The sequence below is a fragment of the Metabacillus sp. 84 genome (assembly GCF_050107715.1).
Classification (GTDB): Bacteria; Bacillota; Bacilli; order Bacillales; family Bacillaceae; genus Metabacillus_B.
Window position 1 is genome coordinate 289,477 of record NZ_JBNILN010000002.1, and the last position, 17,236, is coordinate 306,712.

Below are 17,236 nucleotides of genomic sequence, written 5' to 3' on the forward strand. Positions count from 1 at the left end.
CGCTTGTTCTTTTTTCCATTTTATCAAGAATTTGGCTGAGTTTCAATTATTAAAGATGTACGTAAACAGAACTTTACCAGCAAGTATTCGCTGAGCCTTTCATTTTTATAAAAACGCGGTAAAAAAAAAAATCCCACAAAAAAACGCCCGGAATCACGGGCGCTTTTTCTATTTCTTCAGACCGCTTTCAAGCGTTTCAAGCATTTCCTGTTTTTCTGTCTGATCCGCATGCTGCCAAATTACTTCAAAAAGGACACCTAAACCCGGAAGCATTTTTTCTTCGCCGCTCTGGATGGCATCAACAATCGTATGCTCTAATTCGTCCTGAGAGTTGCCTGTCACGTTATGCAGAACTGCATTGCGCAAATTAAGATTCATTCCTTATTCCTCCTTATAAAATTACATCTGACCGTAGCATTCGCTAAATTGAATTTTATTATGTACAGATTAAAGGATATAATGGAGACAGCTTAAATAAAGGAGTTAGAAATCTTGAAAAGAATTGAATCAGCACAAAATCCACGTGTCAAGCAGTGGCGAAAGCTGCATACACGCAAAGAGCGGGATAAAACAGGCATGTTTCTTATAGAGGGATTTCACCTTGTTGAAGAGGCATTAAAACAAAAAGAACTGGTGGCGGACATCATCGCCGGTGAAAATACGGTATTCCCAAAAAGCTGGAACCTGGATGGCATGGACATCTATCTTGCAGCTGACGAAGTAGTAAGGTCCCTGGCTGAAACGGAGACGACCCAGGGAGTTTTCGCTGTCTGCAGGCAGCCGGCGGCAAATGCAGAAGCCGGCATCTGGAAACGGCTGCTGCTGCTTGATGCGGTTCAGGATCCCGGCAATCTTGGAACGATGATCCGGACAGCGGATGCGGCGGGCATGGATGCGATCATTTTAGGGGACGGAACGGCTGATGCTTTTAATGCGAAAACGATCCGCTCCAGCCAAGGGTCTGTATTTCACCTTCCGATTGTGAAAGGAAACATCCTGAACTGGATCCATGAATGCAATAAGCGTTCGATCCCCGTTTATGGCAGTGCACTGGAGGGGGCCGTTTCCTATAAGGAGATTTCTCCAAAGCCTGATTTTGCAGTCATTATCGGGAATGAGGGGAAAGGAATGGATCCTCTACACCTTGAGAAGACCGATCAAAACCTATATATCCCGATTAAAGGTTCAGCAGAATCATTGAATGCCGCGGTGGCGGCGGGAATCCTTATGTACCATTTGCAAGGATGAGGTTGCGAAACCCTTTCCTTTTCACTATAATAAAGCTATCCAATATAAATCGGCGTTGATAGAGACAAGTAGTTAGCTTTATATGCCATCAAGGGAGAAAATGCCTCAGACTGAAAGCATTTTTATGGCCGGAGCCTATGAATTCACCTCTGTAGCCGGCACCAGGACCGCAAATCTGCGTAAAGGTGCCCCGGTTAAAAACCGTTATCCTTTCCAAAGCGACAGACTTCTTCTGCAGAAGTCTCGAACAAGGGTGGTACCGCGAATTCAAACCTCGCCCCTTTACCAGGGGCGGGGTTTTTTTTTGTATCCCCTGGAAAAATTAGGACTGCGGACAGCCGCATTCGGTTCATGATCACTTAATTTAAGGAGGATTTCTATGCAGGAGCAATTAAAACAATTGCAGCAAGAAGCGCTTCAGAAAATTGAAGAAGCTGATGGGTTAAAATCCCTTAATGACATCCGTGTAGCGTATCTGGGTAAAAAAGGCCCGATTACAGAGGCACTTAGAGGAATGGGGAAGCTATCCGCTGAGGAGCGCCCGAAAATGGGAGCGCTGGCGAATGAAGTCCGTGAAGCAATAGCGACAAAAATCACGGAAAAGCAGGAGCGTCTGGAAAAAGAGGAAGTAGAGAAAAAGCTGGCTGCCGAAACCATTGATGTGACCCTCCCCGGCCGTCCGGTCAAAACGGGAAACCGCCATCCAATCACAGCTGTTGTAGAGGAAATCGAAGACTTGTTTATCGGCATGGGCTACTCCATTGAGGAAGGTCCGGAGGTTGAGATTGATTATTATAACTTCGAAGCGCTGAATCTTCCTAAAGGCCATCCGGCACGGGACATGCAGGATTCATTCTATATCACAGAGGAAATTCTTCTTCGCACCCATACCTCACCCGTTCAGGCGAGGACGATGAAAAAGTATGCAGGAAAAGGTCCGGTTAAAATCATCTGTCCGGGTAAGGTATACCGCCGCGATGACGATGATGCAACACATTCCCACCAGTTCACACAAATTGAAGGTCTCGTGATTGATGAAAAAATCAGTATGAGCGACCTGAAAGGAACACTTGAAGTATTTGCGAAGAAAATGTTCGGAGAAGAGCGGGAGATCCGTCTCCGCCCCAGCTTCTTTCCTTTTACCGAGCCATCCGTAGAAGTGGATGTTTCCTGCTTTAACTGTGCCGGGAAGGGCTGCAGCGTCTGCAAAAAAACCGGATGGATTGAAATTCTCGGTGCCGGTATGGTCCATCCGAATGTCCTGGAAATGGCCGGATTCGATTCGAAAAAATATCAGGGCTTCGCTTTCGGTATGGGACCTGAGCGAATTGCGATGCTGAAGTACGGAATTGATGATATTCGTCACTTCTATACCAATGATCTTCGTTTTCTAAAACAATTCAAAAGAGCGTAACAGGAGGGATAGATATGTTCGTTTCCTATAAATGGCTAGGGGACTATGTGGATTTAAGCGGAATGACCGCAGAAGAGCTTGCTGAAAAAATAACCCGCAGCGGAATTGAGGTTGAGGGCGTTGACGTTCTCAATCATGGAATAAGCGGGGTCGTTATCGGGCACGTGCTCGAAAAGGAGCAGCATCCGGATGCGGATAAGCTGAACAAATGCTTAGTGGACATCGGACAGGAGCAACCTGTTCAGATCATCTGCGGGGCACCAAATGTAGATAAGGGCCAAAAAGTAGCCGTAGCAACAGTCGGAGCTGTTCTGCCCGGTAATTTTAAAATCAAAAAGGCAAAGCTTCGCGGTGAAGAATCCAATGGGATGATTTGTTCCCTTCAGGAGCTTGGAATTGAAGGCAAGCTTGTTCCGAAAGAGTATGCGGAAGGGATTTTTGTTTTCCCTGGAGAAGCAGCGCCCGGGGAAGATGCCCTTCAAAAGCTGAACCTCGATGACCAAGTGCTCGAGCTTGGCCTCACACCGAACCGTTCAGATGCATTAAGCATGCTTGGCGTGGCCTATGAAGTGGCGGCCATTCTGGACAGAGAAGTTTTGCTGCCGGAGCTTTCTTACGACATGGTTACCGGAAAAGCATCAGATTATATTTCCGTAAAAATTGAAGCTAAGGAAGAAAATCCGCATTACATCGCAGCCGTTGTCCGCAATGTAACCATTGCTCCTTCACCGCTTTGGATGCAGACCAGGCTGATAGCAGCCGGAATCCGGCCTCATAACAATGTAGTGGATATTACCAACTATGTGCTGCTTGAATACGGACAGCCGCTGCATGCATTCGACTATGACCGATTCGGTTCAAGGGAAGCTGTCATCCGCATGGCGCAAAAAGGCGAGAAACTAGTGACGCTTGATGAAAAGGAACGTGTGCTTAAAGAAGACCAGCTGGTGATCACAAACGGCAAGGTTCCAGTTGCACTGGCAGGAGTTATGGGAGGAGCGGATTCAGAGGTAAGGGAGGACACAGTGAACGTCCTGCTCGAATCTGCCTATTTTGACGGCCAGACTGTCCGGAGAGCTTCGAAAGATCATGGACTTCGAAGCGAGGCAAGTGCCCGGTTCGAGAAAGGAGTAGCACCGGAAAGAGTGGAAGATGCCGCTAAAAGAGCTGTTCAGCTGATGGTTCAATATGCAGGCGGAGAAGCTATGGAAGGCTTTGCCGAAGAAAAGCATCATCATCCGGATCCAAAGACCATTTTCATTACAGAGGAAAAGATCAATTCTGTGCTTGGAATGAATATTGCTAAGCCTGAGATCTCCGCCATCCTTACCCGTCTTGGCTTCGGAGTAGCAGAGCAAGGGGAGAAGCTTGCCGTGACTGTACCGACTAGACGGGGTGACATCACCCTTGAAGAGGATATAGTGGAGGAAGTGGCGAGACTATACGGCTATGACAACATTCCGTCCACACTGCCTCATTTCCGCTCAACTCCCGGCAAGCTGTCAGATTATCAGGCAAAGCGGAGAAAGGTCCGCAAATACCTTGAAGGAGCCGGTCTCCTTCAAGCGATCACATATTCGTTAACAAGCAAAGAAAAGGCAGTCCAATTTGCATTGGAGGAAACCGGGCAAACGAGACTGGCTCTGCCGATGAGCGAGGAGCGGAGCGTATTAAGACAAAGCCTTCTTCCTCATTTACTGGAAGCGTTAAATCACAATTTGTCCCGCCAAATGGACCATGCCGCTTTGTACGAAACAGGTTCTGTGTTTCTAACCCGGGAAAAAGATCAGCAGCCGCGTGAAAGAGAGCATCTTGCTGGTGCTGTTACGGGATTGTGGGAGCTCCACCAATGGCAGGGAGAAAAAAAGCCGGTCGACTTCTTTGTCCTAAAAGGAATTCTTGATGGGTTGTTCTCAGAACTCGGTCTGGCCGAAAAGATTGAGTACAGGCAAGCAGCGAGAGACGGCTTCCATCCTGGAAGGACCGCTGAAATCTATGCAGCTGGAAAGCTTGCAGGCGTCATCGGTCAGCTGCATCCGTTCATCCAGAAAGAGATGGATTTACCTGAAACCTATGTGTTTGAGCTGATGCTCGAGGATCTGTTCAAAATCGAAACGGGAGAGATCCAATATTCGGTCATACCGAGACACCCTTCGATTACCCGGGACATCGCTTTAGTTGTCAATAAAGATACAGCGGCCGGCGACATCCTGGCCGTCATCAGAGAAACTGGCGGCAAGCTTCTCAAGGAAGCCGCAATCTTCGACTTGTATGAAGGAGAACGAATGGAACCAGGCAAAAAATCAGTCGCTTTCTCCATGGTATACTTGGATGCGGAACGTACGCTTACGGATGAAGAAGTAACCAGAACTCATGAAAAAGTGCTGAATGCCGTTTCTGAAAAATTCGGAGCGGTGTTGAGAGGATAATGTAATGAAATCCGTCCACTGTGAATAAAAAAAGTGCTCAGAGCCATTCTGAGCACTTTTTTTAGATTGGTGCTGGGCACCGTCCTTTTGACTGGGGAGAGTCGGGCAGCTGGTTATCCGGATAAACGGACATAGTGGAGCGCAGAGAACGAGGCCAAGTGTATCGGGGTCTCATAAAGACGGGACTGCCCACGCAGCGGCGGTGTGCTGGGTTTATAGAAGAAGTGGGTGGGGAGGGCAGTTTTTGGCGAATTCTGTCGAAAAGTCTTTATATTAAAAGTACGGACAATAAAACGAAAGTACGGACAATAAATTAAAAGCAGGACAATACCGGACCTGACAAGCATCCGTTCAGGCCGAAAAATAAAGATTCTACTCCCTGTACAGCTAAAACCTAAATGCGGCCGTGTGCTGGGTTTACAGAAGAAGTGGGTGGTGGGCAGTTTGTAGCGAATTCTGTCGAAAAGTCTTTATATTAAAAGTACGGACAATAAAACGAAAGTACGGACAATAAAACGAAAGTACGGACAATAAATTAGAAGTACGGACAATAAAACGAAAGTACGGACAATAAAATAAAAGTACGGACAATACATTAAAAGCAGGACAATACAGGGACCTGATAATCATCCGTTCAGGCCGATAAATAAAGATTCCACTCCCCCATACAGCTTAAAACCTAAATGCTTCCGTGTGCTGGGTTTCAGAAGAAGTGGGTGGTGGGCAGTTTGTAGCGAATTCTGTCGAAAAGTCTTTATATTAGAAGTACGGACAATAAAACGAAAGTACGGACAATAAAATAAAAGTACGGACAATAAAACGAAAGTACGGACAATAAAATAAAAGTACGGACAATAAAACGAAAGTACGGACAATAAAAAAAAGTACGGACAATAGAATAAAAGCAGGACAATACTTCGACCTGACAATCATCCGTTCAGGCCGAAAAATAAAGATTCTACTCCCTGTACAGCTTAAAACCTCAAAAAACAGGCCCCAAAAATACAACCGAGACACAAAAAATGAAGCTAATCCTCAAAAAACCACTCAAAACCTCAAAAAATCCCACAAAACCTCAAAAAACCTCAAAAGCGCCGGCAAAAACGGTGTTCGCCGGTAAAGTCCATATAATTGTGTAAATAGAAAAAGGGTCATATCACCCTCATGTTACAATGTTTTCGACCAAGAAAAAATGTAATGGAGGATGAATATGACCCAGATTAATCTTACCCTAAATGTGGATGACTTAAAAGACCACCTCATGCATTCTAACTTGGACGCTGTGGTGAAATCATCACTTGTTCTCATTCTTAATCAAATGATGGAAAGTGAGAGGGATGAGCACCTGAACGCGGATGCTTATGAAAGGACGAGTGACCGTACAGACTATCGGAATGGCTATTATGACCGAGACTTTCTCGTTTCCATCGGAAAAATTAACCTGAAGGTCCCTCGTACCCGAAACGGCCCTCGTCCTGTCTATGATGGAAATGGTCGTCAACGGCGTTTCGACCCGCAAAGTGACGAAGATCATGGAACAGCTTTGCGGGGAAAGTGTGTCCAAGTCCCTTGTCTCCACGATAACCAAAAAACTTGATCCCATCGTGAACGAGTGGGCTAGCCGACCTCTGAATGTCATGTACTACAAGTATGTGTTTGTGGACGCTTTGTATATCAAGGTCCGCGAACATCAGCGTGTGGTTTCCAAAGCGGTTTATGTGGCCGTCGGGGTCAACTCCCAGCTCAAACGGGAAGTCATTGGGCTGTCTGTCAATCATTCCGAATCCAAAGAAGGCTGGAGCCAATTCTTTAGCTACCTCAAATCCAGGGGATTTCAATCTCCCAAACTGATGATTTCGGACGCCCACAAGGGCTTGAAGGCAGCGATTCAGGAATCCTTTGTTGGAACCAGCTGGCAGAGATGCACGTTTCACTTTAAAAAGAACCTCTTTGACCGCATGCCGAAGAAACAGGCAGAAGATTTAAAACACGCCCTCCTGCGTATTTTTGATGCCGCGAAACCTGAAAAGGCAAGAACTTTAAAAGAAGAGTTTATGCAGACCTATGATGGAGAGCGAGGATATGAAACGGTCCTGACTCTGTTGGACGATGGGTTTGAAGATGCCATCCAATTTATGAATGAACCTCTGGGCTTCCAAAAGAAGCTGCGGACCACGAACAATCTGGAACGCCTAAATTCGGAAATCAGGAGAAGAGAGCGTGTCATTCGGATCTTCCCCAATACCCAGTCTGCTTTTCGTTTGATCGGAGCTGTCTTGATGGACTATGAAAAATCTCTTGATCCTGGAGATCGAAAGTACATGTATGACGGGCAAGAGAACTAAGTTCTCTCCCTTTATAAATTAATACCCTATCCAATTTATAAACTTGAAAACATTGTAATGAACTTTTACACAGAAAAATGGACTTGACCTGTACGCCCAGTCTTACCGATAAAATTGCTGTTCTTACGACTCACCGACTGACCGATTTGAATCGATTTAATGGTAAAACAGATCGAAGCAGCACAGGGTAAACAAAATGCGATCGCATACAGCAACCGTTCCGATGGCATGACATCCTGAGCAGCCCTCCATAAGAATGCTAGATAATCATCGATTTCCGGAGGCGTTCTCACTCATCAGCAAGAATTATGCAAACGTGTAAAAAAGAGTGACATAGAACCGGATCTTACATACAATCAAGCTATCTTCTTAATCAGGGGGGCAGTTCATGAACATGAATGAGGCTGTAAAAGAAATTAAAGCGGCAAACCATCTGGATGGACTTGCAGCGATGCTAAAACTCGTAGTTAACGAGGGGTCTTCACTCGGGTTTCTTCCGCCTATGAGTGATGCAGCTGCAGCTGAATATTGGCTGGGCCTTACGCGTGAGAATTTGCTATTGTTGGCCGTTCAGGTGAACGGGGAAATTGCAGGCTCTGTCCAGCTGCATCTTTCTCCTAAGCAAAATGGGCTCCATCGCGCAGAAATTGCAAAGCTGATGACCCATCCCGCTTATCGAAAAAGGGGAATAGGCCGCCTTCTCATGGAAAAGGCAGAACAGCGGGCAAAGGAAGAGGGAAGGTCGCTGCTTGTTCTTGATGCGAGAGAAGGAGCGCCCTCAAATAAGCTCTATCATTCACTCGGGTATACAGCAGCAGGGAAAATCCCGAACTATGCAAAGTCAGCAGATGGAACACTCCACACAACCGTAATTTTTTATAAAGAAATATAATTCACTTATATTAAGAAAGAGACAGCCGCAACCTCATAGCAAAATTAAAAGCAGCGGATTTCCAGTTAGAAATCCCGCTGCTTTTATTTTAATCAATCCCGCTGTTTTATTTTCAGGCTCTCCTACGGACGCTTCCGGTCTAATAGGGACAAAGCTTTCTGGGTGTTCGCAAAATGGGTTTTCGTGTATGTATGTAAGACTTGTTCCCCCTGCTTGCTGATCAGTTTTGCGGCTGCTTCATCAACCTGCTTACCTGCCCCTTTTGGAAGGGTCATGCCCGCCTTTTTGGAAAGCTTATCAAATTCTTTAACGAACGAGTAGCGGGCAATAATGGATGCGGCGGCTACGGCCAGGTGGATGCCCTCTGCTTTCGTGCTGAAGTATGTATTTTTTTTCGAAAAGGTTTGGCCTCTCAAATGGCTGTAGTAAATGTTCGGATCGACGAACTGATCAATCAGAACGGCCTCTGGTTCTTCAGGATTGATTTTATCCATTAAATGCCGGATTGCCTGGTTATGCAGCCAGGCTTTCATTTTTCCCTGAGTCATGCCCTTTTTTTGCAGCTCGTTGTATTTCTCATTTTTCAGGACGAGAAGGCTGTATGGAATGGCATGGATGAGATTTTTGGCTATTTCAATAATTTGGGGATCTTTAAGGCCTTTAGAGTCCCGGACTCCCATTTCTTTTATGAGGGGGAGGTTCTCCCGGCTGACATAGGCAGCCGTAACGGTCATCGGGCCGAAATAATCGCCGGTTCCGACTTCGTCTGAACCGATCGCAGAAAGCTCGCTGATGTTAGGAGGCGGAGCAAATCCGTTTACGGTTTTGGCAGCGGATTTGGCGGGCTTGGCCCTATTCGATTCTCCCCAGCGCCGGGCCTCTGTCTCAGCGGCGCTTCCCTGAAAGAGAATTTTGCCGGATTTGTACCCGGTGACGGTGCAGCCGTCAACTTTAGCGGAAAACACAGCTCCCGCGGGCAGTTTAGCAGCGGAATGGCTTTTATAATAGTTTGCTGCTTCAGCGAGCAGTTTTGAATCGGCCTGTATTACAGAATGTGACAAGTGGATTCTTCCTTCCCTGGTAAATTACGGATTTTCGATGTGATCGTGCCCCGGACTGCTTCCCATTTCAGAAATAAACGTGTTATGATAAAGATTAGGATTCCGAGGAATGGAGGATGTACGTTGTCGAATCGTTCAAAGACTAAAACGAATGTTGATATATATGGTCAGCAATATTCCATTATAGGTACAGAAAGCACAAGCCATATGCGTCTTGTCGCTTCCATTGTGGATGACAAAATGCGGGAGATGAACAGCCATAATCCCTCTTTAGACATAAACAAACTGGCCGTTTTGACAGCGGTGAATGTAGTGCATGAATACTTAAAATTAAAAGAAGAATATGAGCTTCTGGAAAGAAAGCTTTCAGAAAAGGATTGAATGAAAGTATGCTTGATCTTATCCTGGCAGTAGTCCTGCTATTTGGTATATTAACCGGCTTGAGAAGGGGTTTCATTATGCAGCTCGTTCATCTGACCGGATTTATTGCTGCTTACATTGTAGCATATTTATATTATGATGATTTAGCCCCCAAGCTGGAACTGTGGATTCCTTACCCTTCTATGGGGGAAGGACAGGCTGCAATTTCATTTTTTACGGGTGGGCAGCTGGAGGAGGCCTATTACCGGGCCATCGCCTTCGCGATTCTTTTCTTTGGAACGAAAATTGTCACGCAAATCATCGGGTCCATGCTTGACTTTGTAGCCATGCTGCCGGTACTAAAGCACCTGAACCGGTGGGGAGGGGCTATTCTCGGATTTGCGGAAATATACCTTATCGTATTTATTCTCTTATTTGCCGGAGGCTTGCTGCCGATGGAAAATGTCCAGAATGCGATGGAAAATTCTGCGCTGGCCAACACGATCGTTCACCACACTCCCTATTTCTCTGACAAGGTGAATGAACTCTGGATTCAATATACAGGAAAGCCGTAAACTTCTCAGAATGAGAGGTTTTTTTCCCATGTTTAATGATAATTAAAGGGGTGCTGCCAGATGGCTGTACATAAAAAGGACGTCGTAAAACTGCTTGAAACGATCGCAGTTTACATGGAATTAAAGGGCGAGAATCCGTTTAAAATATCCGCGTTCCGCAAAGCGGCGAATGCGCTGGAACAGGATGACCGCAGTTTGAACTCGATCGATGATTTTACAAAGCTTGCCGGAATCGGAAAAGGGACAGCGGCAGTGATTGAGGAGTTTATCCAAACCGGGGAATCGGATGCACTCACCCAGCTGAAAAAAGAAGTTCCTGAAGGACTCGTGCCGCTTTTAAAGCTGCCGGGACTTGGAGGCAAAAAGATTGCCAAGCTCTATAAAGAACTGGGAGTGGACGGGGCAGGGTCACTAAAGAAAGCTTGTCTTGACCATAAGGTTCAGGCCCTTGCAGGCTTTGGAACGAAAACCGAGGAAAAAATTATGGCCGCACTTGAGGATATGGGAAAAAGACCGGAAAGACTTCCCCTGGCTTTTATGCTGCCGATTGCTGCGGATATTGAGTCATATTTGGCGGAGTGTCCTGATATCATCCGCTTTTCGAGGGCGGGCTCTATGAGAAGAATGGCTGAAACGATCAAGGATCTCGACTTTATCATCTCTTCGTCCCACCCGGATAAAGTCCGGGATTACCTTCTGCAAATCCCTAATAAAGGGGAAGTGATTGCCGGCGGTGATACAAAAGTTTCATTGGAGCTTGCCTATGATTTTACAGTAAGTGCTGATTTCCGTATTGTAAAAGATGAAGAATTCGCCACAACCCTGCATCACTTTACAGGCTCTAAGGATCACAACGTCAAGTTGAGGCAGCTTGCGAAGGAACAGCGGAAAAAGATAAGTGAATACGGAGTGGAAGATCTGGAGTCGGGAAAAATCGAAACCTTCGCGGATGAAACCGCCTTTTTTGCCCATTTCGGGCTGCCTTTTATCCCGCCCGAGCTCAGGGAGGACGGGAAAGAGGTCGAAGAACCGGTTCGAGCGGAGGAGCTCGTGTCGCATGACCGGATTGTGGCGGACCTCCATATGCATTCCACATGGAGTGATGGGGCCTTTACCATTGAGGAAATGGCTAATGCCTGCCGTGAAAAAGGGTATCGCTATATGGCGATAACCGACCATTCCCAATACTTGAAGGTAGCCGGTGGTCTGACGCCGGAACGACTGAGGGAACAGCGGAAGGAAATTGACCGTTTGAATGCTGGATTTGATGATTTTACGATTCTGGCAGGTGTTGAAATGGATATCCTGCCAGACGGAACACTTGATTACGATGATGAATTACTTCAGGAGATGGACCTTGTCATTGCGTCTATACACTCAAGCTTTTCCCAGCCGAAGGAAAAAATCATGGAGAGGCTGAAATCGGCCCTGACAAATCATCACGTTGATATTATCGCCCATCCTACTGGCCGGCTTATCGGCAGGAGGGAAGGGTATGATGTGGATATAGACATGCTGATCCGCCTTGCTAAAGAAACGGATACGGCACTGGAACTGAATGCGAATCCGAACCGGCTTGATTTAAGTGCAGGTCATGTACGGAAGGCGCAGGAAGCAGGCGTTAAAATTGTCATTAATACGGATGCTCACAGTGTTGAAATGCTGGAGCACATGCCGATTGGAGTTTCAACAGCAATAAAAGGAAATGTAAAAGGGGAAAATGTCTTAAACACTTGGGAACTGAATGAGCTCAAGCAATTTCTGAACAGACATCATTCCTGAGAATCTGGGAGGTCTGCACGTTGCAGGAAAAGGGATTACACGTTTTAGAATTTCATAAAATCAGACAGCAGCTCATGAACCACGCCGCATCTTCTTTAGGGAAGGAAAAAGCGGGCGCGCTGCTCCCGGCAAACGATCTGGAAGAGGCAGACCGGTGGCAGCAGGAGACCTTCGAGGCGGCGGATATATTAAGACTAAGAGGCCACGCCCCATTTGGAGGGCTGACAGATATTAGAGCGAGCCTGAAAAGAGCCAAAATCGGCGGAGTGCTGAGTGCGCAGGAATGCATGAGCACAGCAGGGGTGCTTTATGCAGGCAGACAAATGAAACAGTTCATTCTTGACCTGGTGGAGGATGAGGTGCTGGAAATTCCGTACTCGGAAGAAAAGGCACTCATGATTGAAGCGCTGACTGATTTGGAAAAGAAAATCAATCAGTGTGTGGATGACAACGGAGAGATTCTTGACCACGCGAGCGACCTGCTCCGCTCGCTGCGGCAGCAGCTGAGGACCCTTGAATCAAGAGTCCGTCAAAAGCTTGAATCAATAATTCGTTCCTCCTCTGCTCAAAAAATGCTTTCTGATGCCATCATTACAATCCGGAACGACCGGTTTGTCATTCCTGTTAAACAGGAATACCGCTCATCCTATGGCGGGATTGTTCATGATCAATCTTCCTCAGGTGCAACTCTGTTTATCGAGCCGCAGGCCGTAGTGGATCTGAACAACTCGCTTCAGCAGGCCAGAGTGAAAGAAAAGCAGGAAATTGAGCGGATTCTGCGCGAGCTTTCAGAGGCAATCGCTGCCCAAGCCGATATCATTTTAAACAATACCGATGTATTGGGTGCGCTGGATTTTATGTTTACAAAAGCGCGTTATGCAAAATCGATCAAAGCATCCCGTCCAGTGTTAAATGATAAAGGCTACATGAACATGGTCAAGGCAAGACACCCGCTTCTGGACCCGGATGAAGTTGTAGCTAACGATATTTTGCTGGGGGATGCGTTCTCAACCATTGTTATAACAGGTCCGAATACAGGAGGAAAAACAGTCACTCTAAAAACCATCGGTTTGTGCACCCTCATGGCTCAATCCGGGCTTCAGGTGCCGGCAGCGGAAGGCTGTGAAATGTCTGTTTTTGACTCTGTCTATGCCGATATCGGGGATGAGCAGTCCATCGAGCAAAGCCTGAGCACGTTCTCCTCCCACATGGTCAACATTGTGGATATATTAAAGAAAGCCAACAATCGGAGCCTCGTTCTATTTGATGAGCTTGGAGCGGGAACCGATCCGCAGGAAGGAGCGGCTTTAGCGATTTCCATTCTGGATGAGGTGTATGGAAGAGGGGCCACGGTCGTTGCGACAACCCACTATCCTGAACTCAAAGCATATGGCTACAACCGGGATGGTGTGGTCAATGCAAGCGTAGAATTTAACGTAGAAACGCTAAGTCCGACTTACAGACTCCTGATTGGGGTTCCAGGGCGGAGCAACGCGTTCGAGATTTCCAGAAGGCTTGGTCTTTCTGAACATGTTATTGAATATGCCCGTTCAAACATGAACGCGGAAAGCAACGAAGTCGATACGATGATTGCCTCTCTCGAAGAAAGCAAAAAAGCAGCAGAAGCGGAAGCGAACGAGGCTGAACAGTTCCGTAAAGATGCAGAGGCCCTTCATAAAGAGCTGCAAAAGCAAATCCAGGAATTTAATGAACAGCGGGACAGGCTGTTTGAAGAAGCCGAAAAAAAAGCAGCTGAAAGGCTGGAAGAAGCAAAGAATGAGGCAGAAGAAGTCATCCGCCATCTGCGCAAGCTTCAGAAGGAACAGCACGCGTCGGTAAAAGAGCATGAACTCATAGACGCAAAAAAACGGCTGGAGGAAGCGCAGCCGGTCTTTGCCAAATCAGCCTCCCAAAAGAAGAAAGAAAAGCCGAAAGCTGATCACACCCTTAAGCCGGGAGACGAGGTTAAAGTGCTCAGCTTCGGACAAAAGGGAATCCTTCTTGAAAAATCAGGAGGCAAGGAATGGCATGTGCAAATCGGAATTTTAAAAATGAAGGTCAAGGAAAGCGATCTTCAATATATGAGCAGACCTAAACCGGTCACAGAGAAGCCGCTTGCTACGATTAAAGGAAAGGACTATCATGTCTCCTTAGAGCTTGACCTTAGGGGAGAACGATTTGAGAATGCCATTTCCAGAGTTGAAAAATATTTGGATGATGCAGTACTTGCCGGATATCCCCGTGTATCCATTATCCACGGAAAAGGCACCGGTGTATTGCGAAAAGGAGTGCAGGAACTTCTTCAAAATCACCGCAGTGTAAAAAACACCCGTTTTGGAGAGGCCGGAGAAGGCGGCAGCGGTGTCACCATCGTAGAACTCAAATAAGGGGAGGCGATACTCAAGATGAATCCTTTCTGGGAGAATGAGCTAGTCCAAACAGCAGCCTATTACAGTGTAGTCGTCTTATGTATGATTGTATTCATGTCGATTTTTGAACTGGTTACCAAATACAAAAACTGGGATGAAATCCAAAACGGAAACATCGCTGTCGCTATGACGACAGGAGGAAAGATCTTCGGGATCGCCAACATTTTCCGTTTTTCCATCGAACAGCACAACTCCCTGTTTGAAATGGTCGGATGGGGCTTTTACGGCTTTTTGCTCCTGCTGCTCGGTTATTTTATTTACGAGTTCCTTACACCTAAATTCCGTATCGATGAAGAAATTGAAAAGGATAACAGAGCGGTTGGATTCATATCTATGGTTATTTCTATAGGACTATCTTACGTAATCGGATCAAACATTTAAGGGGTTTAGTATGAAAACTTTAGCTAAAGTGCTGTTTGCCGTATGCGGAATTTTTATCGCCATCGGGATTCTTTACCTGATATTTTTTGCATGATCCACCTTTAAACCCGTGCTCAGAGCCAGGCTCTGAGCATTTTTTTGTGCTGCTTTTGAACAAGGTGCTCCAGCTGAAGAAAGCAGCATACCGCGGACACGTGTTTATTCGGCCGGCCGAAGCCGTTTTCCAGCGCGAATTTAATGTGCATTATGGCCCGATCCAGGCAATGCACCAATAATTTGCATTCAAAAACTGCAACAAGTCCCTCCCCCTTAAATCGGGTAATCCTCTATGTATGCTGTAATCCGGAAAACAAATCCCACCATTAAGTAAGGTCTATATGGGAAGCCAATCAAGAGCCAGCCGGAGTGGCATTTGGTTAGGAGATCAATCCAGCATTGCCAGCAGCCTTTGCCTGATTAAAAGAAAACATCAGGACGCAATAGAGAATATATTTAAATTTCTGAATATACTGTTATAATGAATGCATAAGCCGAAAGTCATAAAGGCACAAGGGGGAAATGGGAATGGTGGATATGATCAGGCCGTGGCTGGAGCATTATCCGGCAGAAATTCCGCAAGCTTTGAATTTTGAGCCGAAAACGCTTCAAACCTATTTGCTGGAGACGGCAGAAAAGTTTCCGGATAAGACCGCAATCAGCTTTTTGGGAAAAAAAATGACCTTCACAGCCTTGCTCAAGGATGCTGAAAAGCTGGCCGGGTATCTTCAAAAACAGGGGATGAAGAAGGGGGACCGGGCAGCGATTATGCTTCCAAACTGTCCTCAGGGGGTTATTTCGTATTATGCTGTGCTGATGGCGGGAGGAATCGTCGTTTCCACCAATCCGCTATACACAGAAAGAGAAATTGAGTATCAGATGAATGACAGCGAGGCTGAATTCCTCATTACACTGGATTTGCTTTTTCCAAGGGTTTCTAAAGTGAAAGCGTTAACAAAGCTGAAGCACGTCATCGTGACAAAGATTCAGGATTACCTTCCTTTTCCTAAAAATCTGCTTTATCCATTTGTTCAGCGCAAGCAAACAAAGGTAAAAGTAGATGTTAAGCACGGAGGAACGACCCATCTATTCTCTGTCATCATGAAAGAGTCTCCGGCTGAGTTTTCCAGCGTGGCTGCAGATCCGGTTGAAGACATCGCCCTGCTTCAATACACAGGAGGCACGACCGGTTTTCCAAAAGGTGTAATGCTAACGCACAAGAATATAGCGGCAAACACGGTCATGTGCTCGGCATGGATGTACAATTGCCGGCACGGAGAGGAAAAGGTTTTAGGTCTTCTGCCGTTCTTCCATGTGTATGGAATGACAACCGTTATGCATTTATCGATTACTGAGGGCTACAATATGATTCTTTTGCCCAAATTTGATGCCACAGACACGCTTAAGGCTATTCATAAAGAAAAGCCTACGCTTTTTCCGGGAGCTCCGACAATCTATATCGCTTTGCTGAACCATCCGGATTTAAAAGAATACGACCTATCCTCTGTTCAAAGCTGCATCAGCGGCTCTGCTCCGCTGCCGGTTGAAGTACAGGAACGGTTCGAAAACGAAACGGGCGGAAAGCTTGTAGAAGGCTATGGACTGTCTGAAGCATCCCCTGTGACTCACTCTAATTTTCTATGGGGACGCAGGAAAAGAGGCAGCATCGGCGTTCCTTGGCCGAATACAGATGCGATGATTCTGTCACAGGAAACGGGCAGCCAGGCAGAACCGGGGGAGAAGGGTGAGCTTATCGTTCGCGGTCCCCAGGTTATGAAGGGCTACTGGGGCAAGCCTGAGGAAACGGAAGCCGTATTGAAGGATGGCTGGCTGTTTACAGGAGACATTGGCTATATGGATGAAGAGGGTTATTTTTATATAGTTGACCGGAAAAAAGACATGATTATTGCTGGCGGCTATAATATTTACCCCCGCGAGGTAGAAGAAATTCTCTATGAATATGATAAAATACAGGAAGTAGTGGTAGCCGGGGTTCCTGACCCATATCGCGGAGAAACGGTTAAAGCCTATGTAGTGCCGAAGGATGGAGCAAAAATTTCAGAGGAAGAGCTGGACACTTTTTCCAGAAAACACCTTGCCGCCTACAAAGTCCCTAGAATATATGAGTTCAGGAGCGAGCTTCCTAAAACGGCCGTAGGAAAAATTTTAAGAAGGACGCTTGTTGAGGAAGAAAAGGAAAAACTAAAGAACGCAAATTAAGGAACGTTCGAGGGGAATTTCTCTTTGAAGAAATTTCCCTTGCCCCATCATAATGCTTGACACT

At 46.3% G+C, this 17,236-nt stretch carries 12 protein-coding genes and 1 pseudogene; 11 read left to right on the forward strand and 2 right to left on the reverse strand.

Annotated elements, in window-relative coordinates; genetic code table 11:
• Positions 1-168 precede the first annotated feature (168 nt).
• The gene (gene sspI, locus ACQCV8_RS06110) at positions 169-378 is read right to left on the reverse strand and encodes a small acid-soluble spore protein SspI (protein ID WP_426843673.1); all 210 of its coding nucleotides are present in this window, start codon (positions 376-378) and stop codon (positions 169-171) included.
• A 114-nt stretch (positions 379-492) separates the two neighbouring features.
• Between sspI and ACQCV8_RS06115 the strand changes: the two genes are divergently transcribed.
• From ACQCV8_RS06115 to ACQCV8_RS06135, 5 genes and pseudogenes are all read left to right on the forward strand, one after another.
• Positions 493-1,248 (forward strand): TrmH family RNA methyltransferase, encoded by a 756-nt coding sequence (locus ACQCV8_RS06115; RefSeq protein WP_426843674.1) that lies wholly within the window; start codon positions 493-495, stop codon positions 1,246-1,248.
• A gap of 379 nt (positions 1,249-1,627) precedes the next feature.
• The gene (gene pheS, locus ACQCV8_RS06120) at positions 1,628-2,662 is read left to right on the forward strand and encodes a phenylalanine--tRNA ligase subunit alpha (RefSeq protein WP_426843675.1); all 1,035 of its coding nucleotides are present in this window, start codon (positions 1,628-1,630) and stop codon (positions 2,660-2,662) included.
• A 14-nt stretch (positions 2,663-2,676) separates the two neighbouring features.
• A complete protein-coding gene (gene pheT / locus ACQCV8_RS06125) occupies positions 2,677-5,091 on the forward strand; it encodes a phenylalanine--tRNA ligase subunit beta (RefSeq protein ID WP_426843676.1) in 2,415 nt (804 codons plus the stop codon).
• A gap of 1,210 nt (positions 5,092-6,301) precedes the next feature.
• Positions 6,302-7,436: pseudogene (locus ACQCV8_RS06130) on the forward strand (IS256 family transposase).
• Between the two features lie 388 nt (positions 7,437-7,824).
• Complete coding sequence (locus tag ACQCV8_RS06135) at positions 7,825-8,328, forward strand: N-acetyltransferase family protein (RefSeq protein WP_426843677.1); 504 nt, start codon at positions 7,825-7,827, stop codon at positions 8,326-8,328.
• A gap of 122 nt (positions 8,329-8,450) precedes the next feature.
• Here the strand turns inward: ACQCV8_RS06135 and rnhC are convergent, their stop codons facing one another.
• Positions 8,451-9,389: a ribonuclease HIII gene (rnhC, locus tag ACQCV8_RS06140; protein ID WP_426843678.1), complete on the reverse strand. Its 939-nt coding sequence runs from the start codon at positions 9,387-9,389 to the stop codon at positions 8,451-8,453.
• Between the two features lie 123 nt (positions 9,390-9,512).
• Between rnhC and zapA the strand changes: the two genes are divergently transcribed.
• From zapA to ACQCV8_RS06170, 6 genes are all read left to right on the forward strand, one after another.
• Positions 9,513-9,770, forward strand: coding sequence for a cell division protein ZapA (zapA, locus tag ACQCV8_RS06145; RefSeq protein WP_426843679.1), 258 nt, complete (start codon positions 9,513-9,515; stop codon positions 9,768-9,770).
• Between the two features lie 8 nt (positions 9,771-9,778).
• Positions 9,779-10,324 (forward strand): CvpA family protein, encoded by a 546-nt coding sequence (locus tag ACQCV8_RS06150; RefSeq protein WP_426843680.1) that lies wholly within the window; start codon positions 9,779-9,781, stop codon positions 10,322-10,324.
• Between the two features lie 60 nt (positions 10,325-10,384).
• Positions 10,385-12,106 (forward strand): DNA polymerase/3'-5' exonuclease PolX, encoded by a 1,722-nt coding sequence (gene polX, locus ACQCV8_RS06155; RefSeq protein ID WP_426843681.1) that lies wholly within the window; start codon positions 10,385-10,387, stop codon positions 12,104-12,106.
• Between the two features lie 20 nt (positions 12,107-12,126).
• Positions 12,127-14,493: an endonuclease MutS2 gene (locus ACQCV8_RS06160; RefSeq protein WP_426843682.1), complete on the forward strand. Its 2,367-nt coding sequence runs from the start codon at positions 12,127-12,129 to the stop codon at positions 14,491-14,493.
• An 18-nt stretch (positions 14,494-14,511) separates the two neighbouring features.
• Entirely contained in the window at positions 14,512-14,916 is a 405-nt protein-coding gene (locus ACQCV8_RS06165) for a DUF350 domain-containing protein (RefSeq protein ID WP_426843683.1), read from the forward strand.
• A 573-nt stretch (positions 14,917-15,489) separates the two neighbouring features.
• The gene (locus ACQCV8_RS06170; RefSeq protein ID WP_426843809.1) at positions 15,490-17,172 is read left to right on the forward strand and encodes an AMP-binding protein; all 1,683 of its coding nucleotides are present in this window, start codon (positions 15,490-15,492) and stop codon (positions 17,170-17,172) included.
• The last annotated feature ends 64 nt before the right edge of the window (positions 17,173-17,236 follow it).